The sequence below is a fragment of the Pseudomonas sp. 43NM1 genome, assembly GCF_002836905.1.
Classification (GTDB): domain Bacteria; phylum Pseudomonadota; class Gammaproteobacteria; order Pseudomonadales; family Pseudomonadaceae; genus Aquipseudomonas; species Aquipseudomonas prosekii.
Genome location: NZ_MKGS01000135.1, coordinates 1 through 21,946, shown reverse-complemented (window position 1 = coordinate 21,946; position 21,946 = coordinate 1). Strand labels below are relative to the sequence as shown.

Below are 21,946 nucleotides of genomic sequence, written 5' to 3'. Positions count from 1 at the left end.
CACTGTTTTGCAGTGACCGGGAAACGATATAGCCCGCCCGAAAGACCCACAAGCCGGCGGATTCTGTCTTAGCTGTAGGCAAAGGCACAAGGTTTTGTAGCCTTCAGGACGTTACAGAGAGTGTCGTTAAACACCCATCGTTAAACATGTTTATTGCGGGTTGCCAGACCTGACGCCATCGCGAGCAAGCTCGCTCCCACAGGGGGATTTGGCAAATCTTGGGTTTTGAGATTCCCAAAGAAAACGGGCGCCTTGCGGGCGCCCGTTTTCGTTTAACACGTGGCTTTACAGATTTTTAGCCATGGTGTCCGTGATAGTTTTCAGCGCTTGTTCGGTGCTTTCTTTCCAATCGTTATCAGTCACGGCTTGCACGCCTTCGCGGTTCTGGCCGTGGATTTCGATGGGTGCTGCCGAGGTGCCGGTGTCGACTTTCAGGTGCACTTTGTTGTTGACGCCGACGGTCAGGAAGCCTGGCGACATCCACGACCAGAATTCGATGACGTGCACGGTGATCGCTTGGGTGTCGACGGTTTTTTCGCTGCTTGGCACCACGCGATAACCGGCCTGGCCGTAGGCGGTGGCGATGCTTTTGGCGATCAGGTCGCTGACTTTGGTGCCTTCCGGCAGCAATACGTCGCCCAGGCCCATGCCGTAGCCGTTGCGTTTACGGGCGATGGCGCGTTCGGTGATGCTTTTGTCGGTGATTTCGCCTTCTTTGAGCGACGGAATTTCCGGGACTTGCGGCTTGAGTTCGAAGCGGCGCTCGTCCAGCACGCTGATGAAGACTTTCTGGCCGTTGCCGTTAGCGACGGGAGGCGTGGCAATGTCCACGACCGAGCGACTGGTGGCGCAGCCAAACAATGCGGTGGTTGCGAGCAGCAGGCAGGCGAGTTTCAGGTGTTTCATGACGACTCCGTTCATTGTGATCAGTCCACGTTACTGGCAGGCAAAGCGGTTTTGCCCCCAGCGCGACCACAAGGAATCGGCCGCGTGGCGACATTCATGAGTCGCCACGGGTGTTTTTTTGATAAAAATCAGCGCTTGAGACGCGGATTTCGGCGCTCGGCAGCACATCGATTCGCGCGACCGGGCCGGTCAGGCGCGCGAGGTCGGCGTTGTGTTCGGCGATGATGTCTTCGGCGGCAAGGTTGCCGTTGTCGACGGTCGAATGCGCATCGGCGGCGAGGACCACGTCGTAGCTCAGGTTCAACGCCTGACGCACGGTGGCGTTGACGCAGTAGTCAGTCTGCAGGCCGCAGATGATCAATCGATCCGTGCCCTGGTCTTGCAGCAAGGCTTGCAGATGCGTCTGGTAAAACGAATCACGGGTGGTTTTGCGCACCCGCAGGTCGTGCTCGGAAGTGTTCAGGGTTTGCGCCAGTTGCCAGCCTTCAGAGCCGTGTTGCAACAAATCACCCTTCTCTTCGTGCTGGATCAGGACTACCGGGATTCCGGCGTCGCGCGCCTTCGCACTGAGGTTATTGATATTGTCGATGACGCGTTCGATGTCGAAGCATTGGTATTCGCCGGTGCACAAAGCGTGCTGTACATCGATGATCAGCAGTGCGGTGGTCATGAGGGTCCTTCCTTGATAGTCGGCAATACAGGGGACGGAGATAAACCGAGCGGAAATAGATCCGTCCCCTTTTTACGCTGTCAGTAACCCAGCGACAACCCGGTATTGCGGCGCGGATCGTTGGCGCCGTAATAACGGTTTTTACCCACCGGTTTGCCGTCCAGCGACGGCGCGCCGACGAGGATCGCCGCGACGTGGTTGGCGTCCTGCGGCCCGGCGAATTTGTGGCCCCAGCTTTCGAGCATTTTCACCGTGTCGGGGCTGGTGGTGAAGGTCTCCAGATTGGTCTCTTCGGGCAGCCATTGTTGGTGGAAACGCGGCGCATCGACGGCTTCCTGGATGTTCATCCCGTAGTCGATCACGTTGAGGATGGTCAGCAACGTCGCGGTGATGATCCGACTGCCACCGGGCGTGCCGACCACCATCACCACTTTGCCGTCCTTGGTGACGATGGTCGGGCTCATCGACGACAGCGGCGCTTTGCCCGGCGCGATGGCGTTGGCCTCGCCCTGCACCAGACCGTACATGTTCGGCACGCCGATTTTCGACGTGAAGTCGTCCATTTCGTCGTTGAGGATGACCCCGGTTTTGCTCGCCATGACGCCTGCGCCGAACCAGTCGTTGAGGGTGTAGGTCATCGACACCGCGTTGCCCCACTTGTCGACGATCGAGAAGTGCGTGGTGTTGCTGCCCTCGTGCGGCGCGACGCCGGGTTTGATCTCGCGGGAGACGCCGGCCTTTTGCGGATCAATGGCGGCGCGCAGCTTGGTTGCGTAGTTTTTGTCGAGCAGGTGGTCAATCGGATTTTTCACGAAATCCGGGTCGCCGAGGTAGCTGTTGCGGTCGACGTAGGCGTGGCGCATCGCTTCGATCTGGTAATGCATGCCCTGCGCCGAGTGGTAACCGAGGTCTTTCATCGGGTAGCCGTCGAGGATGTTCATGATCTGGCAGATCACTACCCCGCCGGAGCTTGGCGGTGGCGCCGAAACAACGTGATAACCGCGATAGTCGCACTCCACCGGCGCCAGTTCGCGGGTCTTGTATTTGTCGAGGTCGGCCTGGGTGATGATGCCTTTGTTGGCTTGGCTGGAGGTGACGATGGCGTCGGCCACCCAGCCTTTATAGAAGCCATCGGCGCCCTTCTCGGAAATCTCGCGGAGGGTTTTGCCGAGGTCTTTCTGCACCAGTTTCTGCCCGACCTGCATCGGCTCGCCGTTGCTGAGGAAGATCGAACCGGAATCGCGCATATCCTTCTTGAACACGTCGGTGGCGGTTTCCAGCAAATCGACGTCGCCCTGCTCCAGCACGAAGCCTTCTTCGGCGAACTTGATTGCCGGGGCGATCAGTTCCTTGCGCGGTTTGCTCCCATATTTGCTCAGCGCCAGTTCCATGCCGGACACGGTGCCGGGCACGCCGACGGCCAAATGACCACGGGTGCTGAGTTCCGGGACGACGTTACCGTCCTTGTCCAGGTACATGTTCGCGGTGGCCGCCAATGGCGCTTTTTCGCGGAAGTCGAGGAAGGTCTTGCGCCCGTCCGCCAGTTGGATGGTCATGAAACCACCGCCACCCAGGTTGCCCGCTGCGGGATAGACCACCGCCAGCGCGTAGGCGACCGCGACGGCGGCGTCCACGGCGTTGCCGCCATTTTTCAGTTGATCGACACCAACGTGAGTGGCCAAGTGTTGCGCCGTGACCACCATGCCGTTTTCGGCGGCGACCGGGGCCACGGAAGCGGCGTAAGCACTGAGGCAGCTGAGCGCCAAGGAGGTCGCAATCAGCGATTTGGCTAAAGGTTCGAACTTCATGATTCGGTCTCTTTTTGTTTTTCTGGCTCTGTACAAAAACAGAGGGAGCGCTGCAAGAGCAGTAGCCAGTATGGCTGGGATTGCGGTTTGCGCCTCCCCGGCGAGGCAGTATGCTGGCGCTCTTTGCAGCCGTTTTCGGGGTTCGCCGGCATGAGCTACACCTTCACCACCATGGCCTCGCCGGTCGGCGAGTTGAAGCTGGTCGCGAACGGTTCGAGACTGGCGGCCATCCTCTGGGAAAACGACACACCGAATCGTGTGCGGCTGGGGGCGATGACCGAGTCGGCGGACGCGCCGATCCTGCTGTTGGCGGTTGCACAACTGGAGGAATATTTTGCTGGTCGTCGGCGCCGGTTCGAGCTGGATCTGGATTTCACCGGGACCGAGTTTCAGAAACGTGTCTGGCAGGCGCTGCTGACCATTCCGTTTGGCGAAACGCGCAGTTACAGCGAGATTGCCCGGCAGATCGGCAGTCCGAGCGCAGTGCGGGCGGTGGGTGCGGCGAATGGCAAGAATCCGATTTCGATCGTCGCGCCGTGTCATCGGGTGATCGGCATGTCGGGTAAGTTGACCGGGTTTGCCGGAGGTCTGGCGGCGAAGGAGCGGTTGTTGCGTCTGGAAGGCTGCGACTGGGCGGGGGCTGGCCGGACGGGTGAGTTGTTTTGACCTGAGGCTTTTGCACATCCTCAGTCATGCCACAAAACCTGTAGGAGCGAGCCTGCTCGCGATAGCGGCGTGCCAGTCACCATCAATTCTGGATGTGAAGGCCTCTTCGCGAGCAGGCTCACTCCTACAGGAGTGCGGTGGTATCAGGGGCTGGTGAAAATGTTTTTCATCGCCGCGTATTGCAGCAGCATGATGGTTTTCGCGTCGCAGATTTCGCCGCGATAGAACGCTTCGAGTGCTTCGTCGAATGTCCACTCCAGCACTTCCAGTTCTTCGGTCTCTTCCTCCAGACCGCCGCCGTCGCTGACTTTGGCCGCAGCGTCATATTCGGCGATGAAGAAGTGCAGCTTTTCCGTCACCGATCCCGGGCTCATGTAGGCCTCGAAAACTTTCTGCACATGGTGCACGCGGTAGCCGGTTTCTTCTTCCGCTTCGGCGCGAATCCGCTCTTCCGGCGCCGCGCCGTCCAACAAACCGGCTGCCACCTCAATCAGCAGACCATCGTGACCGTTAACGAACACCGGCAACCTGAACTGCCGCGTCAGCACCACGGTTTTTTTCTCGCGGTTGAACAGCAGAATCGCCACGCCGTTGCCCCGGTCGTAGACCTCGCGGGTCTGACGCTGCCAGTCGCCGTTGTTGCGCTGGTAGTCGAAAGTGACTTTCTTCAGCAGGTACCAGTCGTGGGACAACACCTGCGTTTCGATGAGGTTGACCCGCTCGGCTGTGTTCACCATCACGACATATCCTTCAAATCCAAAGAGCGCCATGGTAGGCGAAAATGAAAAAGCCCGGCATCTCTGCCGGGCTTCTTTTTACTGCTGGCTCGCCACTTCAGGTGCCGCGCCTTGTTCGTCGTGCGCGGACAGACGCTTGCCGTTGATCAACGGCCCGTAACGGCGGCTGAACTCCCAGTTATACGGCACGTGGTCCTTGTTGACGCCGTTGTCCCAGTTCACCGACCAGGTCATCAGCCCCTTGATCGACAGGCCTTTGCCGTCGAGGCGCTTGAAGGCGTTCACCACCGCTGCCGGGTCAATCACATAACCGGTGGCGGCTGCGTCGACGTTAGCCGGCAGGCCGATGACAAACTTGTCCGCAGGGATGCGGGTGAAGCCGCGCGTACCGCTGACCAGACTTTCTGTCAGGTAAAACAGGAAGTCTTCTTTCATCGCGTCGTTGTTCTGGGCGATCCACGCGCCATTGCCATTGTTGGCTTCCTGAACCCAGATGCCGTCGCCGCCCTGGTTGTAATACTGCGGCGCGACAAAGTCGTAATAACCTTCGAGTGCCTGCAGGTAACCGACGTATTTGCCGCTGGTGGTCAGGTACGGGAATTCCGGCGCCATGCTGATGATGAAGTGTTTACCCTCACCGGCGTAATGGTCCTTGACCCGTTTCAGCGCGGCCGGCAGGACTGTCTTGTTGTCGGCGAAATCAATCGCGCTCTGTTCAAGATCGATGTCCAGGCCGTCGAAGCCGTAGGTTTCCACCAGCCGGATGATTTCATTGGCCAGCGGTTGTTCGTTGCCCTTGTGCAACTCGATATGCGCGTCGGCGCCACCAAGGGAAATCAGCACCGCCCTGCCCTGGCTGTTCAGCACGCCAACCTGACGGCGAAACTCGGCGTCGCTCAGGTTGTACGGCTTGAAGGTCGGGATACCGTTGCCCTTCATGAACGCCACGGCGACCACGTTGTAATCCTTGGGCACATCCTGCAGCGCAATGTTGGCGAACTGGCCACGTTGGTAGCCGTCGCTCGGGCCGGCCGGCCAGTTGTGCCAGAACCCCATCAGGATCTTTTTGCCGGCAATGCTCGGCATCAACGAAGCGGCGTCGCTCAGTTGCGATTTCATTAACGTAAAGTCGATATCAGACATGTTCTATTCCTTCAGAACGTGTGGAGGGTTTGCGAATGGTTTCGCGGCGTCGGATTACTTGAAATCGACGTCGAACGCTTGATAGAAGGCGTTGCCGGTGTTGGCGACGATCCACATCAGCACGATTACGTGAGGGCCTTTTTTGTTGCTCGGCAACTTCACCTCGTGATTGACCTTGGCCACCATCTCCGCCGAATGGCTGTAGTACGGGACTTGGGTGTAGAAGTCGTCAAAGAACGCTTTCGGTTCCAGTTGCGCACGGCTGATGCGCTGTTGCGGGTCCCAGCCATCCTTGGTGATAAACCAGCTGTAACCACGGGTGACGTGCGGCGCGGTGTATTTCCAGGTGACTTTGAAGTTCTGGCCCGGGGTGACGTTGAGCAACGGCCAGGCGAACGGACGACCGAGTCTTTCGCTCAGTTCTTCATTGGTGAAATTGACGCAATCACGCTGATCGACTTTACCGCCACTGAGAATGTGGCCGTCGGCGGGCGGAGCGACGCTGTCGCTGTCGGTTTGATACGGCGCCGGGAACGGGCCGGCAGTCAGCGCAGGGAAGTTTTTGCCACCCTCCATTTCGTTGACTTGCCAGCCCTCCAACAGGCCCAGTTCCATGGCAACTGCGCCACGGCTGGACGGGGATGTCACACGACCGTGACGCAGTTCGGCTTGCGGTTGAATCTGTGGTTGGTTCATCTTTTTCACTCCATTGATTTGAGATCTCTCCTTCCTGAGGAGAGGTCTTCAAACTAACGGAGCTGGTTTTTTTGTCCACCGAGCCAATTTGCGCTTCGGTCGATGCCTGCACGAGCAAATCACCGCGAATACTGGATATACAACCAGTGGTTTGAGCTGAGTCGTACGTTTCGTATGGGCGAAGGATTACACCGCGAAGCATCGATCGGGAGGTTTGTTACCTCAGGACAGCTGCGCCTGGTATTCCTTTTCATATTGGCTGGCGAGGGTTTCTTTCTGCTTGTCGTCGAGCAGTTTGCCGGCCATCTGGAAGAACTTCTGCTCTTCTTCCTTCAAGTGGTGATGGACCTTCTCCGAGAGCTTCTTGGCAGTTGCCAGCCACGCCGGGCTGGACATCTCGGTCTCGTCGAGGGTTTCCATCATCTCGTCCATTTCATGGTGTTCGGAAATGGCATGACGGCTCAGGTCGACGCCGTTATCGAAGGCCATCAACGGGATGTAGAAATGCCGTTCTTCGGCGGTTTCGTGGGCCTGCAGTTCGGCTTTCAGCTGTTTATAGGCTTCGGCCCGCTCCGGGGTGTCGCCGCTGGTCTTGATCAGTGCATCGGCGTAACCGCGCTGGCGGTCGTGGCTCTCGCGCAAAGCTTCGAAAATGTTCATGGCACTCCTCATGGCCGCGTTCTGAATTGACGCTCTTTTTTAGGTGACGCTCTTTTTTAAATGACGCTCAAGTGCCTAGACATCTGCGTGCGAGCAGCGGTTCCGCTGGCGTGAGGGATGGAACATTCAGCAGAGCCCGGATAGTCTTTCGGCTCACCGCCATAAGGACATCGCCATGACATTGCGTATCGAGCAGTCGCAACACCCCACGGATGCGGAGCGCGAGGCCATCCTCGCCCCTTTGCGCGCCTACAACGCCGCGCAGGCCGGGCCGGGCAACCCGCAACCGATTGCTCTGTTAGTGCGCGACGAGCACGAGCAGATTCTCGGCGGTTTGTATGGCCGGGTGTTTTATCAGTGGCTGTTTATCGAGTTGCTGTCCGTGCCGGAGCAGGCGCGCGGCCAGGGCTTGGGCTCGAAGCTGATGCAAATGGCCGAGGAGTTGGCGCGGGACAAGGAGTGCGTGGGGATCTGGCTGGATACGTTCGACTTTCAGGCGCCGGACTTTTACCGCAAGCATGGCTACAGCGAGATCGGCCAGATTGCCGATTACCCGCCGGGGCACAAGCGCCACTTCTTTCAGAAGCGCTTGATTAACGCTCTCTGAAACACCGCCCCTCTGTAGGAGCGAGGCTTGCCCGCGAAAGCTATCTTTCAGCCAACATCAACGCTGAACGTTAAATCGCCTTCGCGGGCAAGCCTCGCTCCTACGGGTATTGCATGCTTACAAACACGTAGCCAATGCCGCTAACCGGCGCTTCGCCACGAAGTCATCGCGCTGCGCGTAGTAGCTCAATTCTGTGCCGGTCACACCGGTGGTCAGGTCGACAAACGATTCTGCGGAGCGCGTGTACACCGTCGAACCGCTTTTCTTGCCTGGTTGCAGGTAAGCCCCGGCATCGACGCCGAACACCGCTTCGTCCTGCCAGGCGAATTGCACGCATTGGGCGACGACTTTTTCCGGTTTGTCCGAGGTCAGGGTTTGGGTCGGGGCCTTGGTGCGGGAGTCGTCCATCAACGACCCGGCGCATCCGGCCAGCATGCTTGCGGCCAGCGCCACCATCAGAATTCGCATTGTGTTCGCTCATCGGGAAAAAGCGGACTGTATCACCGTGGCGCGGCGTATCGTTCTGCTTTACTGCATTTATAGCGAGACACCGCGTGACGATTCGCGCACCCTGTCGCGCATTAAACAGCGCATCAGGCTTTTGCCCGGCGCTTTATTTTGGAGACGCTATGACCCCCAACGCCGAATTCTACAAACCGACCGCCGAATACGCGGACAAACTGATCAGCCAGATCGGCCAGACGCCGTCCTGGATCGCCAAGCGAATCGGTGTTACCGACAAGCGCATTCGCTACATTCTCGACGGCGAAAGAACCGTGAAGGGCGAAACCACGCCGATCCAGATGACCTATCCGGAGCAATTCGCCCTTGAATGCCTGGCCGCAGCGGCCAAAGCCAAGAAACAGTCTGCGTAACCTGACCGGCAAGGAGCGACCATGGCAGCCACCGAACAGCAACACGAACAGGCACTGAACAAGTTTCTCGATGAGCGCCCCGAATTGCGCCACGAACTCGACAACCTTAATCCGTTGTTGGCGCAGGCCAAGGGTGAAACGGCGGCGCAGTACCGCGACGAACGTTTGCACGAAGCCTTTGAGGCCGAAGCGGAGCGCCAAGGCTTGTTCGCTTGGGAACTGACGTTGCAACTGACCTCTGCCACGCCTGAGGACTATCAGGCGCAGCGCATGGAAGTGCACCGGGAAGTGGCGGAAATGGCCGGCATGGACTGGCTGGAATACTGCGACTTGTATCGCCTGACCCCGTAATCAAAACGCTCGCTGCCTGAGGACGACCGACGCCGATGCTGCCATCCGCCTCCACTCACCGCGCCAGCCCCGGCCATCTGCACCGGCAAAAATGGCGCGGGCGCATTGGCATGTCGCTGGTGGCGGCGCTCTCGGTGCTCGCCGGCATGACCGACGCCATCGGTTTCATGGCCAGCGGCGATTTCGTCTCCTTCATGAGCGGCAACACCACGCGCCTCGCCGTAGCGATCAGCGAGGGCGACCTCGGTCTGACCACGCGCCTGCTGATTCTGGTGACCACGTTTATCCTCGGCAATGCGCTGGGCATCGTCGTCAACCGCCTCGGCGGGCGACGGGCGCTGCCATTGCTGTTGTGCATCGCCACGTTGCTCTGCGGCGCGGCGGCGTGGCCATCCGAGCAACAATTGCCGGCGCTGCTGGCGGCGATTATCGCCATGGGCATGCTCAATGCGGCGGTGGAAGAAGTGAATGGGCTGCCGGTAGGCCTGACGTATGTCACGGGCGCGCTGTCGCGATTTGGTCGTGGATTGGGCCGCTGGATGCTCGGCGAGCGGCGTAATGGCTGGCGGGTGCAGTTGATTCCCTGGACCGGCATGTTTGCCGGCGCGGTGATTGGCGCGCTGCTGGAACAGCAAATGGGCCTGAAAGCATTGTTTGTCAGCGGGCTGCTGGCCGGGGTGATCGGGCTGGTGTCGCTGAAGATTCCGCGGCGTTGGCAGTTGGGGTATATGCCGCGCTGACCGTGTTTGCTGGCAGTCCGTCATCGCGAGCAGGCTCACTCCCACATGGGATGTCGTCCAGCAGACTATTTGCGCCCAGATCAGATCCCCGTAGGAATGAGCCTGCTCGCGAAAGCCGCGCCTCGGTCTCTGACTAATCCCCCTTCGCCGCATCCACGATAAAGCTTTATCATTGCCCGCAGTTTTGCTGATCGAGTCCGCCATGAAGTTCGCCATCGCGCTGTTTTCCGCCGCCCATGCGCCCTCCTCGCGCCGAGCCCTGCTGTTCGCCCAGGCTGCGCTGGCCGGCGGGCATGAGATTGTCCGGCTGTTTTTTTATCAGGATGGCGTATATAACGCCGCCGCCAGCGTGGTCACGCCGCAGGACGAACAAGACCTGCCCAAACAATGGCGCGCCTTCGTCACCGAACATCAACTCGACGGTGTCGTGTGCATCGCCGCCGCTCTGCGCCGTGGCGTGTTGAACGCAGAAGAGGCCAAGCGCTATCAGCGCGAAGCCGTGGCTGTCGACGCGCCGTGGGAATTGTCCGGCCTCGGCCAGTTGCATGACGCGGTGCAGGATGCCGACCGTTTGATCTGTTTCGGAGGCGCGTGACATGCCCAAATCCTTGTTAGTCATCAGCCGTCAGGCGCCGTGGTCCGGCCCGAGTGCCCGCGAAGCGCTGGACATCGTGCTGGCCGGCGGCGCGTTCGACCTGCCGATCGGCCTGCTGTTTCTGGATGACGGGGTGTTTCAGCTCGCCGCGCAACAGGACGCCAAGGCCCTGCAACAAAAAGACCTCAGCGCCAATCTGCAAGCCTTGCCGATGTTTGGCGTCGAAGACCTGTTCGCCTGCGCCGACAGCGCCACCGAACGCGGTCTGGACCCGAACGCCTTGGCGCTGCAGGAAGCTCAAGTGCTGAGCGCCGAACAAATCACCGCCCTTATCGACCGTTACGACCAGGTGATCACCCTCTAATGTCGACTTTGCATGTGTTGTCTCATTCCCCGTTTGGCGACGATCGCCTCAACAGTTGCCTGCGCGTGATCGGCGCCAATGATGCCTTGCTGCTGTGCGGCGACGCGGCGTATGCGTTGCAACCCGGCACCGCGCCGTTCCAGGCGCTGAGCAGCCGTGGCGTGAAGCTTTTGGTACTCGCCGAAGACGCTCAGGCCCGCGCACTGCCGGTGCCGGATTGGGCGCAAGCGATCGACTATCCGGCCTTCGTCGAGCTGTCGATTGCCTACGACAAGGTCAACAGTTGGCTATGAAATCCCTGACCGTCGGCGCGCGCGCCATCGAACTCGACAAGGACGGTTTCCTCGTGGAACTCAGCGACTGGTCCGCCGACGTCGCCAGCGCTCTGGCCGCTGCCGAAGACATCGAGTTGAGCCCGGAACACTGGGAAATCCTCGAATTGCTGCGCAGTTTCTACGCCGAATTCCAGCTGTCGCCGGCCACCCGTCCGCTGATCAAATACACCGCGTTGAAGCTCGGCGCGGAAAAAGGCAACAGCCTGCACCTCAATCGACTGTTCAAAGGCACCCCTGCCAAACTCGCCGCGAAACTGGCGGGCCTGCCCAAACCGACGAATTGCTTATGACCGATTACCCCGCACTGACCCTCGAAACGCCGGCCGAACATCCGTTCGCCCAATTTGTGCGAATCCTTGGCAAAGGCAAACGCGGCGCCCGCGACCTGACGCGCGAAGAAGCCCGGCAAGCCATGGGTTTCGTGCTCGATGATCAGGTCGAAGACACCCAGCTCGGCGCGTTCCTGATGCTGTTGCGGCACAAGGAAGAAAGCGCCGAGGAGATGGCCGGTTTCACCGAAGCCCTGCGCGAACGCCTGCAAGCGCCGGCGCTGCATGTCGATCTGGATTGGCCGACGTACGCTGGGAAGAAGCGTCACTTGCCGTGGTACCTGCTCGCGGCCAAGTGCCTGACGCAGAATGGCGTGCGGATTTTCATGCACGGCGGCGGCGCGCACACGGCGGGTCGGCTGTACAGCGAGCAACTGCTGGACACGTTGAACATCCCGTTGTGTCGCAATTGGCAACAGGTGGGCGATGCGCTCGATAATGGCGGCTTGGCGTTCATGCCGTTAGTCGATTGGGCGCCGCAATTGCAGCGCATGATCGACCTGCGCAACACCTTGGGCCTGCGTTCGCCGATTCATTCGCTGGCGCGGATTCTCAATCCGCTGGGCGCGCGCTGCGGTCTGCAAAGCATCTTCCATCCGGGCTACCAGGCCGTGCATCGCGATGCCAGCGGTCTGCTGGGCGACACGGCAATTGTGGTCAAGGGCGATGGCGGCGAAATCGAGATCAACCCGGACGCCGACAGCCATTTGTACGGCACTACCGGCGGTGTCAGTTGGGATGAGGAATGGCCGCAATTATCGGCGCAGCGCCACGTCAAACCGGCATCGCTCGATCCCGAGCATTTGAAAGCCGTGTGGCGCGGCGACGTGATCGACAGCTACCCGCAAATGGCCCTGATTGCGACCATGGCTCTGGCCCTGCGCGGCCTCGGCCAGACGCGCGAGCAAGCCTTCGCTACCGCTGAACAATACTGGGCGGCGCGGGACAGATCGATTTAACCGATCATATCTGCCCAAGCTTTGCGCTTTTTGTTCGAACTCATCGGCATAGACTCCTCTCCAACGCTTATATGTTGAGGAGTCTTGATCATGGGTTTATTAGTCGAAGGCCAGTGGCACGACCAGTGGTACGAAAGCAGCAAGGACGGCGCATTCCAGCGCGAACAGGCGCAGCGGCGCAATTGGCTGACCGCTGACGGTCAACCAGGCCCGACCGGTGTCGGCGGTTTCGCGGCCGAAGCCGGGCGCTATCACCTCTATGTTTCCCTCGCCTGCCCGTGGGCGCACCGCACGTTGATCCTGCGCAAACTCAAAGGCCTCGAAGGCCTGATCGATGTGTCGGTGGTCAGTTGGTTGATGCTGGAAAACGGCTGGACCTTCGACCAGCACCTCGGTTCGACCGGCGACAAACTCGATCACTTCGACTTCATGCACCAGCGCTACACCGCCGACACCGCTAACTACACCGGGCGCGTGACGGTGCCGGTGTTGTGGGACAAGCAGCAAAATCGCATCGTCAACAATGAATCGGCGGAAATCATCCGCATGTTCAACAGCGCGTTTGATGATTTGACCGGCAATGATCTGGACTTCTATCCGGCGCCGCTGCGCAGTGAGATTGACGCGCTGAATGAGCAGATTTATCCGGCGGTGAATAACGGCGTGTACCGCGCCGGGTTCGCCACTTCGCAGAACGCTTATGAAGAAGCGTTTGATGAGGTGTTTGCCGAGCTGGACCGTCTGGAGTTATTGCTGGGCGAGAACCGCTATCTGGTCGGCGAATACCTGACTGAAGCGGACATTCGCTTGTTTACCACGCTGATTCGTTTTGACGCGGTGTATCACGGGCACTTCAAGTGCAACCTGCGGCGGATCGCCGATTATCCGAATCTGTCGAACTGGCTGCGCGAGTTGTACCAGTGGCCGGGGATCGCGGAAACCGTGGATTTCCAGCACATCAAGCATCACTACTACGGCAGCCACAAGACCATCAATCCGACGGGCGTTGTGCCGAAAGGGCCGGAGCAGGATTTCACCGCCAGCCATGATCGGGCGCGGTTGAGCGGGAAAGGGGTTTGGCGCAAGGCCTGATACGCCGCTGCAACCCGAGAGTGGGCACGTGGCGAGGGGGCTTGCCCCCGTTAGGCTGCGAAGCAGTCGCAAAACAGCGAGCGCGGTCTTTTCAGCCAGAACTCGCTCGCCGCTTCAGGGCCGCTATGCGCCCCAACGGGGGCAAGCCCCCTCGCCACAGGTCAGACTTGCGCTTGCGCGCCTTCGAACCACGCCAGTTTCTCGCGCAGTTGCACCACTTCCCCAACGATCACCAGCGTCGGCGCATGCACTTCGTGGTCCGCGACCATTTGTGGCAGATCGGCCAAGGTGCCGGTGAACACCCGTTGATTAACCGTGGTGCCCTGCTGAATCAACGCCGCCGGTGTATCCGCGCCGCGACCGTGCTTGATCAACTGCTCGCAGATGATCGGCAACCCGACCAACCCCATGTAAAACACCAGGGTTTGCGCCGGTGAAACCAGATCGGCCCACGGCAAATCGGTCGAGCCGTCCTTCAAATGCCCGGTGACAAAGCGTACCGACTGCGCGTGATCGCGATGCGTCAGCGGAATCCCCGCATACGCCGCGCAACCACTCGCTGCGGTAATACCCGGCACCACTTGAAACGGAATGCCGTGCGCCGCCAGTTCTTCGATTTCTTCGCCGCCACGGCCGAAGATAAACGGATCGCCGCCCTTCAAGCGCACCACACGTTTGCCAGCCTTGGCCAGGTCGACCAGTTGCTGGTTGATCTGATCCTGCGGCACGGCGTGTTCGGCGCGACGTTTGCCGACGTAGACCCGTTCCGCATCGCGACGGCACAAATCGAGAATCGCTGGTGCCACCAAGCGGTCGTACAGCACCACATCGGCTTGCTGCATCAGGCGCAAGGCACGGAACGTCAGCAGGTCCGGATCGCCCGGGCCGGCACCGACCAAATACACTTCACCGGTTTTTTTCGGCGGCTCGCCGGCAATTTTCGCCAGCAGCAAACGTTCGGCTTCACCGCCCTGCCCGGCCAGTTGCCGGTCGGCAATCGGCCCCTGAAATACGTCTTCCCAAAACGCCCGGCGCTGCTGCACATCCGGCAGCAGACCTTTGACCTGGCTGCGAAACCGCGCAGCCAGACCAGCGAGTTGCCCGTAAGTGGAAGGAATCCAGGTTTCGATTTTGGCGCGGATCAGGCGAGCCAGCACTGGCGCATCGCCGCCGCTGGAGATTGCGACGATCAGCGGCGAGCGGTCGACAATCGCCGGGAAAATCACGCTGCACAAGGCTGGCGCATCGACCACATTGACCGGCACGCAACGCCGATGAGCGTCGGCGGAGACTTGCGCGTTCAACGGCTCGTCGTCGGTGGCGGCAATGATCAGCCCGCAACCGTCGAGATCGCTTTCAACGTAGCCGCGCAACAGGCACTCGCCGCCGCTGCCGGTGACCAGTTCGCGCAATTGCGGTTCGATTTCAGGCGCAATTACCCGCAGCAGCGCACCGGCTTCGGCCAGCAGGCGGGACTTGCGCAAGGCAATTTCCCCGCCGCCGACGACCAACACACGACTGCCGCGCAGGTTATGAAACAGCGGCAGATAGTCCATTTAGCCGATGACCTCAAGGCCACCCATGTACGGTTTCAGCACCTCAGGCACGCGGATCGATCCGTCGGCCTGCTGGTAGTTTTCCAATACCGCAACCAAGGTGCGACCGACCGCCAGGCCGGAACCGTTGAGGGTGTGGACCAGCTCAGGCTTGCCGGTTTCCGGGTTCCGGAAACGCGCTTGCATGCGCCGGGCCTGGAAGTCGCCGCAGTTGGAGCACGAGGAAATCTCGCGGTACTTGTCCTGGCTCGGAATCCACACTTCGAGGTCGTAAGTCTTGACCGCGCTGAAGCCCATGTCGCCGGTGCACAGCGCCAGGGTGCGATACGGCAGCTCAAGCAATTGCAGGACTTTCTCGGCGTTGGCGGTCAGGCCTTCCAGCGCTTCCATCGACGTCGACGGCTCGACGATCTGGACCATTTCAACCTTGTCGAACTGGTGCTGACGAATCATCCCGCGAGTGTCACGGCCCGACGCACCGGCTTCACTGCGGAAGCACGGCGTGTGTGCGACGAATTTGATCGGCAGCAATTTCGAGTCGAGGATTTCCCCGGAAACGATGTTGGTCAGCGACACTTCGGCGGTCGGGATCAGGTACAGATCGGCCTCGCCTTCGCGGGTGATCTTGAACAGGTCTTCTTCGAACTTCGGCAATTGGCTGGTGCCGACCAGCGCCGGTGCCTGGACCAGATAAGGCGTGTACGCCTCTTCATAGCCATGTTCGGTGGTGTGCAGGTTGATCATGAATTGCGCGAGGGCGCGATGCAGGCGCGCGATCGGGCCACGCAGCAGGGCGAAACGGGCGCCGGACAGCTTGGCGGCGGTTTCGAAGTCGAGCCAGCCGAATTTCTCACCGAGCGCGACGTGGTCCTGAACCGGGAAATCGAACGCGGTCGGCGTGCCCCAACGGCGCACTTCGACGTTGCCGTCTTCATCGGCGCCGACCGGCACGGATTCGTGCGGCAGGTTCGGAATGCCGTAGAGGATCGAGTCGAGGTCGGTCTGGATCTGGTCCAGTTCAACTTTGCCGGCACTCAATTCGTTCGCCATGCGCTCGACGTCAGCCATCAACGGTGCGATGTCTTCGCCGCGCTGCTTGGCCTGACCGATGGATTTGGAGCGCGCATTACGTTCAGCCTGCAGTGCTTCGGTGCGGGTCTGGACGGTCTTGCGCTGTTCTTCCAGCGCTTCGATGCGCGCAACATCCAGTACAAAGCCACGGGATGCCAGGCGGTCCGCTACGTCCTGAAGGTTGCTACGTAACAGTTTGGAATCGAGCATGTCGGTCTCTCGTTTATCAAAGTTTGGTCAAGGACAGGCCAGCCCAAGTGGCGAGCAGCCCGCCGAACACGCTGATGGCCAGATAACCGAAGGCTATCGGTGCCTGCCCGCTTTCCAGCAGGCGCAGCGTATCCAGTGAAAAGGATGAAAAGGTCGTCAGACCGCCTACAAAACCGACGATCAGGCCGGCACGAATTTCGATCGGGACTTCCGGGCGTGTCAGAAACAAGCCGTACAGCACACCGATGATCAGGCAGCCCACAAGATTGACGGCCAGCGTTGCCAGGTAAAAATGCTTTGGCCAGTTTGCGCTGACCCAAGTGCTGGCTGCGAAACGCAGTAATGTACCAGCGATACCGGCCACCGACACCGCAAGAATTGTTCGAATCACTTATTTTCTCCGCTGGCGAGGGCTCAGACGATCCAGTTGGGCGAGGTGGTTGAGTTTCTCGCCGATCTTCAACTCCAGGCCTCGCGGCACCGGCTGATAGAACGGCTGTGGCTTGAGTTCTTCCGGGAAGTAGTCTTCGCCCGCGGCGTAGGCATCCGGCTCATCGTGGGCGTAACGGTATTCGTCGCCGTAACCGAGTTGTTTCATCAGTTTGGTCGGGGCGTTGCGCAGGTGCAGCGGCACTTCCAGCGAACCGTGTTCGGTGGCGCTGCGCATCGCCGCTTTGAACCCCATGTACACCGCGTTGCTTTTCGGCGCACAGGCCAGATAAGTAATGGCTTGGGCCACGGCCAATTCACCTTCGGGGCTGCCGAGGCGCTCCTGCACTTCCCACGCCGCGAGGCACAGGCTCAGAGCGCGCGGGTCGGCGTTGCCGATGTCTTCGCTGGCCATGCGCACCACGCGCCGCGCCAGGTACAGCGGATCGCAACCGCCGTCGATCATGCGCGCGAACCAGTACAGCGCGCCGTCGGGATTGGAGCCGCGCACCGATTTGTGCAGCGCGGAAATCTGGTCGTAGAACGCTTCGCCGCCCTTGTCGAAACGCCGACGGGTGTCGCCGAGCAGACTTTGCAGCAGGTCGATGCCGATTTCGCTGTTGTCTTCGGCGAGGTCCGAGGCGTTTTCCAGCAGGTTGAGCAGGCGCCGGCCATCGCCATCGGCGGCGGTCAGCAACATCTGGAAGCCTTCATCGCTGAGGGTCAGTTGCCGTTTGCCGAGGCCGCGCTCTTCAGTCAGTGCGCGGTGCACCAATTTGCGCAGCGCCGCTTCGTCGAGGCTTTTGAGCACATAGACGCGCGCCCGCGAGAGCAAAGCGTTATTGAGTTCGAAGGAAGGGTTTTCGGTGGTTGCGCCGATGAAAATCAGCGTGCCGTCTTCAACGTAAGGCAGGAACGCATCCTGCTGCGACTTGTTGAAACGGTGCACTTCGTCGACGAACAGGATGGTGCGTTTGCCGTACTGCCCGGCCTGCTGCTTGGCGATTTCCACTGCTTGGCGGATTTCTTTCACGCCGGCCAATACCGCTGAAACCGTTTCGAAGTGCGCATCGGAAACTTCTGCGAGCAACCGCGCCAAGGTGGTTTTGCCCACGCCCGGCGGTCCCCAGAAGATCATCGAATGCAAGGCACCCTGCTCCAGCGCTTCACGCAAAGGCTTGCCGCGAGCGAGCAGATGTTCCTGACCGACGTACTCATCCAGATTGGTAGCACGCAAACGAGCGGCCAAGGGCTGAGCTATCGGGGCACTGCGAAACAGGTCCATCACGTACGGTTGAAACCTCGCTTTATTACCTGACTCTTAATTCTGCCGAATACCCTGTGGCGAGGGGGCTTGCCCCCGTTCGGCTGCGCAGCAGTCGTCAAACCATTACCTGCTGGCAAATCGTGGCTGCTGGGTCTGGGGTCGCTTCGCAACCCAACGGGGGCAAGCCCCCTCGCCACAACGGCACGCTCGCCAAACAAGCGCCGAGCACAGTCAGCGGTTTATTCTTGAATCACGTCCGCGCCTTTCGGGATGTCGAACTTGAACTTGGACGCCGGAATCGATTCGTTGGCTTTTACGCCGGTGAACAGAATGTTGGTGCGCTGACCGACGTTGTCGATCAATTGCATGTCATTGACCAGGCCATTACGGAACGACAAACGCAGGCTGTCGAACAGGGTGTCCTTGGTCTTCGGCTTCAGCGTGAAATCGATCACGCCGCCGGCTTCCTTGGCGCTGATGTCGAAACTCTGATTGATCTTCGATACGTCACCGGACAGCAGCAACGCCGGGGTCTGGCTCAGGCGCAGGTCGAGGGTCTTGATGGTCACCTGTTCCAGGTCCGGGTCCCACAGGGTGACTTTCTTGCCGTCGGAGACCACGGTGGTTTCGGCCGGGGCGTCGGTGTGCCAGTAAAACAGGCCCGGACGCTGCAGCGACATTTCACCGGTGGTTTCCTGCAACTGCGTCCCGCCGCCGTCCAGCGTCAGTTGCGAGAAGCGCGCGGTCAGGGTCTTGGAGGTTTCGAGCAATTGGGTCAGGCGCGCCACGTCCTTGTCATCGGCGTGGGCCGAGAGTGTGGTCAACGCCAGAACTGGCAGCAACAGCATGCGGATAAGACGCATGGGAGTCCTCTTGAACATTCGTGGGGAGTGCGCCGACGCGTCATTGCGCCAGCGCAGTGTTTCAATCAAATCAGTCGCGCACCGGGCCCGGGGCCAGGACTTCACGCGAACCGTTGGTGTTCATGGACGTCACGACCCCGGCCATTTCCATGGCTTCGATCATGCGCGCGGCGCGGTTGTAGCCGATTTTCAGTTTGCGCTGAACTGCCGAAATGGAAGCGCGACGGCTTTCCAGCACGAACTGCACGGCTTCGTCGTACAACGCGTCGGATTCGCTGTCGTCATCGCCACTGCTGCCACCCTCAAAACCACTGCCCGGCTCTTCGACGCCAGCGAGAATCTCGTCGTTGTATTCCGGAGCGCCGCGCAGTTTCCACGCTTCCACCACGCGGTGAACTTCGTCATCGGAAACGAACGCGCCGTGCACACGAATCGGCAGGCTGGTGCCCGGCGGCATGTAGAGCATGTCACCGTGGCCAAGCAATTGTTCGGCGCCGCCCTGGTCGATGATGGTCCGCGAATCGATCTTGCTCGACACCTGGAACGCCATGCGCGTCGGGATGTTGGCCTTGATCAGACCGGTGATCACGTCAACCGACGGACGCTGGGTCGCGAGGATCAAGTGAATACCGGCCGCACGCGCCTTCTGCGCGATACGTGCGATCAGTTCTTCAACCTTTTTACCGACGATCATCATCATGTCGGCAAATTCGTCGACCACCACAACGATGGTCGGCAACTTGTGCAGCAATGGCGCTTCGTCGTGAATGCTTTCGCGCTTGTACAGCGGATCGGACAGCGGCGTGCCGGCGTCCTCGGCGTCCTTGACCTTCTGGTTGAAGCCGGACAGGTTACGCACGCCCATCTTCGCCATCAGTTTGTAGCGACGTTCCATCTCCGCCACGCTCCAGCGCAGGGCGTTGGCCGCGTCCTTCATGTCGGTGACTACCGGGCAGAGCAAGTGCGGAATGCCTTCGTAGATCGACAGCTCAAGCATTTTCGGGTCGATCATGATCAGCTTGGCGTCTTCCGGGCCAGACTTGAACAGGATCGACAGGATCATCGCGTTCACGCCCACCGACTTACCGGAACCGGTCGTACCGGCCACCAGCAAGTGCGGCATCTTTGCCAGGTCGGTGATCACCGGTTTGCCGCCGATGTCATGACCCAGCGCCAGCGTGACTGGCGATTTGAAGTTGTCGTACTCGGGCGACGACAGCACTTCGGAGAAACGCACGATCTGCCGGTCTTCGTTGGGAATCTCGATACCGACGGTGGTCTTGCCCGGAATCACTTCAACCACCCGCACACTGGTCACGGCCAGCGAACGCGCCAAGTCTTTGGCCAGGTTGGAGATGCGGCTGACCTTGACCCCGGCCGCGGGTTGAATTTCGTAACGGGTAATGACCGGGCCAGGATGAATCGAGTCCACGGTGACTTCGACGCCGAATTCCTTGAGCTTGATTTCCAGCAAGTGGCCAACCGCAGCCAGGGATTCGGGCGAGTAATTGAGTTGTTTCTTTTCTGCCGGGTCGAGAATCGAGATCGGCGGCAAGGTGCCTTCGACGGCGCTGTCGACGAACAACGGCGCCTGTTTTTCTTTCTCGACGCGCTTGCTCGGCGCGGCCGGTTTGACCGGGGCCGGGGCAATCACTGGCGGCACCTGCTTTTCGCGGTCCGACATGTGCTTGCTCAGCGCTTGCTCGCGCTCGATCAGGCGTTCCTTGACCTTGGCTTGTTCGCGTTTGTCGGTGACGGTTGGCGCGACCACGTCGTGCACTCGATCATCGACTTCGCGCAATTGCGCGACCAGTTGCTTGCGCTCTGTGCGCGCGGCCCACCAGCGGTTGGCGGCGCCCTGGAACAGTTCGAAGAGGTCGAGGGTGATCTTGCCGGTGAGGTCCATGACCTTGAACCACGACAGGTCGGTGAACACCGTCAGGCCGAACAGAAACAGGGCAATGAACAGCAGCGTGCTGCCCTGAATGTTCAGGGCATTGCGCGCCAGATCGCCAAGGCTTTCGCCCAACGCCCCGCCCGCGCCGGCCGGCAAACCGGTCGCGGCGTGAAAATGAATGTGCGCCAAAGCCGCGCCCGACAGCACCAGAAACACCAGACCGATCAGGCGCCAGGAGAACAGCCAGCCGCTCCACTGCCACGGCTCGTGGCGTTGACGGAAGATCTGGTAGGTCTTGACCGCCAGCAATAACGGGAAGATGTAGGCGAAGTAGCCGAGGATCATGAACAGGATGTCGGCGCTGTAGGAACCGGCCGGACCGCCGAAATTCTGCACGTCGTCGATCTTGCTGTTATGGCTCCAGCCCGGATCGTCCTTGCCATAGGTCAACAAGGCCATCATCAGGAACAGGCACAAGGCGCCGATGGCGATCAACGCACCTTCCTTGAGTCGGTAGTGCAATTGCTGGCGCCAGAGCGGCACGACGGCTGGTTTAGGTGCTGCGGTGGATTTCTTCAAAACGCTACTTTTCCTGCGCCTGTGGCGCGTCCATCTGTTGAATGACTATAAAAAAACTGCCCAATCCAGGCAGGTAAAAAAGTTATCAGGCGTATCCGGGACTACTTTTAACACTGCGCCCCCGTGTTGCAAAACAGTGCACGTGGCAGTTTTTTGCTACACGCGCCGTTACAAGCGGGCATTGTACGGGTTTGTTCGCCCGTTGCCATGCTTCGCGCCCCGTGATGTAGCATAGCCACGGCGCAGGACGCGCGGCTCAATTTGAGCACGCATTGTCTTTTGTGACAAAGGCTTATGAGGTGTTTTTATGAGCGAGGCTAAGCTTTCACTCCTTGGCATTCCAGCATTCGGCCCTGACGGCCCTGCGCTGATGGAAAGCATGCAAAAACACGCCATGCGCTTTGTTCCAGAGATCGTCTACGACCACGCCCGCAGCGCCAAGTTGCAGCGGCGCGCAACACGCGACTTCACGGCGAGCCGCCAAGCCCGCCACCACCCTCCCCTTCTGCAAGCCCAAACGCCATGCTGACTTGGTTACAAC

The 21,946-nt window shown here is 60.0% G+C and carries 24 protein-coding genes and 2 pseudogenes; 12 read left to right on the top strand and 14 right to left on the bottom strand.

Annotated elements, in window-relative coordinates; all coding sequences use genetic code 11:
- Window positions 1-285 precede the first annotated feature (285 nt).
- The 3 genes from BI292_RS12695 to ggt all read right to left on the bottom strand — a co-directional run bounded on the left by BI292_RS12695 (window position 286) and on the right by ggt (window position 3,384).
- Entirely contained in the window at window positions 286-906 is a 621-nt protein-coding gene (locus BI292_RS12695) for a flagellar biosynthesis protein (RefSeq protein WP_092269962.1), read from the bottom strand.
- Between the two features lie 94 nt (window positions 907-1,000).
- On the bottom strand, window positions 1,001-1,576 hold the full coding sequence (locus BI292_RS12690; RefSeq protein WP_101208070.1) for a cysteine hydrolase family protein: 576 nt from the start codon (window positions 1,574-1,576) through the stop codon (window positions 1,001-1,003).
- An 80-nt stretch (window positions 1,577-1,656) separates the two neighbouring features.
- Window positions 1,657-3,384, bottom strand: coding sequence for a gamma-glutamyltransferase (gene ggt / locus BI292_RS12685; RefSeq protein ID WP_101208069.1), 1,728 nt, complete (start codon window positions 3,382-3,384; stop codon window positions 1,657-1,659).
- A gap of 150 nt (window positions 3,385-3,534) precedes the next feature.
- Here ggt and BI292_RS12680 point away from each other — a divergent pair, with 150 nt between their 5' ends.
- The gene (locus BI292_RS12680; protein ID WP_101208105.1) at window positions 3,535-4,050 is read left to right on the top strand and encodes a methylated-DNA--[protein]-cysteine S-methyltransferase; all 516 of its coding nucleotides are present in this window, start codon (window positions 3,535-3,537) and stop codon (window positions 4,048-4,050) included.
- Between the two features lie 143 nt (window positions 4,051-4,193).
- On the opposite strand, the gene BI292_RS12675 is transcribed toward BI292_RS12680, so the two are convergent.
- The 4 genes and pseudogenes from BI292_RS12675 to BI292_RS12660 all read right to left on the bottom strand — a co-directional run bounded on the left by BI292_RS12675 (window position 4,194) and on the right by BI292_RS12660 (window position 7,286).
- A complete protein-coding gene (locus BI292_RS12675; protein ID WP_101208068.1) occupies window positions 4,194-4,787 on the bottom strand; it encodes an NUDIX domain-containing protein in 594 nt (197 codons plus the stop codon).
- Window positions 4,788-4,883: 96 nt separating this feature from the next.
- Window positions 4,884-5,930: pseudogene (locus BI292_RS12670) on the bottom strand (chitinase); the annotation flags it as partial.
- Between the two features lie 54 nt (window positions 5,931-5,984).
- Window positions 5,985-6,626, bottom strand: a complete 642-nt coding sequence (locus BI292_RS12665) for a lytic polysaccharide monooxygenase auxiliary activity family 9 protein (protein WP_092269977.1) — start codon at window positions 6,624-6,626, stop codon at window positions 5,985-5,987.
- 222 nt (window positions 6,627-6,848) lie between these two features.
- Entirely contained in the window at window positions 6,849-7,286 is a 438-nt protein-coding gene (locus BI292_RS12660) for a hemerythrin domain-containing protein (protein ID WP_092269981.1), read from the bottom strand.
- Window positions 7,287-7,461: 175 nt separating this feature from the next.
- Between BI292_RS12660 and BI292_RS12655 the strand changes: the two genes are divergently transcribed.
- The gene (locus BI292_RS12655; protein ID WP_092269984.1) at window positions 7,462-7,893 is read left to right on the top strand and encodes a GNAT family N-acetyltransferase; all 432 of its coding nucleotides are present in this window, start codon (window positions 7,462-7,464) and stop codon (window positions 7,891-7,893) included.
- Window positions 7,894-8,010: 117 nt separating this feature from the next.
- Here BI292_RS12655 and BI292_RS12650 read toward each other — a convergent pair whose 3' ends face one another.
- Complete coding sequence (locus BI292_RS12650; protein ID WP_092269987.1) at window positions 8,011-8,361, bottom strand: hypothetical protein; 351 nt, start codon at window positions 8,359-8,361, stop codon at window positions 8,011-8,013.
- A 161-nt stretch (window positions 8,362-8,522) separates the two neighbouring features.
- On the opposite strand from BI292_RS12650, the gene BI292_RS12640 reads away from it, so the two are divergent.
- The 9 genes from BI292_RS12640 to BI292_RS12600 all read left to right on the top strand — a co-directional run bounded on the left by BI292_RS12640 (window position 8,523) and on the right by BI292_RS12600 (window position 13,533).
- On the top strand, window positions 8,523-8,768 hold the full coding sequence (locus BI292_RS12640) for a hypothetical protein (RefSeq protein WP_092269990.1): 246 nt from the start codon (window positions 8,523-8,525) through the stop codon (window positions 8,766-8,768).
- A gap of 21 nt (window positions 8,769-8,789) precedes the next feature.
- Entirely contained in the window at window positions 8,790-9,119 is a 330-nt protein-coding gene (locus tag BI292_RS12635) for a DUF6388 family protein (protein ID WP_092269993.1), read from the top strand.
- Window positions 9,120-9,154: 35 nt separating this feature from the next.
- Complete coding sequence (locus tag BI292_RS12630) at window positions 9,155-9,859, top strand: YoaK family protein (protein WP_101208066.1); 705 nt, start codon at window positions 9,155-9,157, stop codon at window positions 9,857-9,859.
- A gap of 202 nt (window positions 9,860-10,061) precedes the next feature.
- Window positions 10,062-10,454, top strand: coding sequence for a sulfurtransferase complex subunit TusD (gene tusD, locus BI292_RS12625; RefSeq protein WP_092269999.1), 393 nt, complete (start codon window positions 10,062-10,064; stop codon window positions 10,452-10,454).
- Window position 10,455: 1 nt separating this feature from the next.
- Entirely contained in the window at window positions 10,456-10,818 is a 363-nt protein-coding gene (tusC, locus tag BI292_RS12620; RefSeq protein WP_101208065.1) for a sulfurtransferase complex subunit TusC, read from the top strand.
- Window positions 10,818-11,111 (top strand): sulfurtransferase complex subunit TusB, encoded by a 294-nt coding sequence (tusB, locus tag BI292_RS12615; RefSeq protein WP_101208064.1) that lies wholly within the window; start codon window positions 10,818-10,820, stop codon window positions 11,109-11,111. The genes tusC and tusB overlap by 1 nt, the downstream gene beginning before the upstream one ends.
- Window positions 11,108-11,443: a TusE/DsrC/DsvC family sulfur relay protein gene (locus BI292_RS12610; RefSeq protein ID WP_101208063.1), complete on the top strand. Its 336-nt coding sequence runs from the start codon at window positions 11,108-11,110 to the stop codon at window positions 11,441-11,443. Before tusB ends, BI292_RS12610 begins: the two co-directional genes overlap by 4 nt.
- The gene (locus BI292_RS12605; protein ID WP_101208062.1) at window positions 11,440-12,441 is read left to right on the top strand and encodes a glycosyl transferase family protein; all 1,002 of its coding nucleotides are present in this window, start codon (window positions 11,440-11,442) and stop codon (window positions 12,439-12,441) included. The genes BI292_RS12610 and BI292_RS12605 overlap by 4 nt, the downstream gene beginning before the upstream one ends.
- A gap of 90 nt (window positions 12,442-12,531) precedes the next feature.
- Complete coding sequence (locus BI292_RS12600) at window positions 12,532-13,533, top strand: glutathione S-transferase family protein (RefSeq protein WP_092270014.1); 1,002 nt, start codon at window positions 12,532-12,534, stop codon at window positions 13,531-13,533.
- 161 nt (window positions 13,534-13,694) lie between these two features.
- Here BI292_RS12600 and cysG read toward each other — a convergent pair whose 3' ends face one another.
- The 6 genes from cysG to BI292_RS12565 all read right to left on the bottom strand — a co-directional run bounded on the left by cysG (window position 13,695) and on the right by BI292_RS12565 (window position 21,405).
- Window positions 13,695-15,089, bottom strand: coding sequence for a siroheme synthase CysG (gene cysG / locus BI292_RS12590; RefSeq protein WP_092270017.1), 1,395 nt, complete (start codon window positions 15,087-15,089; stop codon window positions 13,695-13,697).
- Window positions 15,090-16,370, bottom strand: coding sequence for a serine--tRNA ligase (serS, locus tag BI292_RS12585; protein ID WP_101208061.1), 1,281 nt, complete (start codon window positions 16,368-16,370; stop codon window positions 15,090-15,092).
- Window positions 16,371-16,386: 16 nt separating this feature from the next.
- The gene (gene crcB / locus BI292_RS12580) at window positions 16,387-16,761 is read right to left on the bottom strand and encodes a fluoride efflux transporter CrcB (protein ID WP_092270023.1); all 375 of its coding nucleotides are present in this window, start codon (window positions 16,759-16,761) and stop codon (window positions 16,387-16,389) included.
- A complete protein-coding gene (locus BI292_RS12575) occupies window positions 16,762-18,084 on the bottom strand; it encodes a replication-associated recombination protein A (RefSeq protein ID WP_101208060.1) in 1,323 nt (440 codons plus the stop codon).
- A gap of 221 nt (window positions 18,085-18,305) precedes the next feature.
- Window positions 18,306-18,929, bottom strand: coding sequence for an outer membrane lipoprotein chaperone LolA (gene lolA, locus BI292_RS12570; RefSeq protein ID WP_092270028.1), 624 nt, complete (start codon window positions 18,927-18,929; stop codon window positions 18,306-18,308).
- A gap of 70 nt (window positions 18,930-18,999) precedes the next feature.
- Complete coding sequence (locus BI292_RS12565) at window positions 19,000-21,405, bottom strand: DNA translocase FtsK (protein ID WP_101208059.1); 2,406 nt, start codon at window positions 21,403-21,405, stop codon at window positions 19,000-19,002.
- Between the two features lie 349 nt (window positions 21,406-21,754).
- On the opposite strand from BI292_RS12565, the pseudogene BI292_RS29165 reads away from it, so the two are divergent.
- A pseudogene (locus BI292_RS29165) lies at window positions 21,755-21,859 on the top strand (thioredoxin-disulfide reductase); the annotation flags it as partial.
- Between the last annotated feature and the right edge of the window lie 87 nt (window positions 21,860-21,946).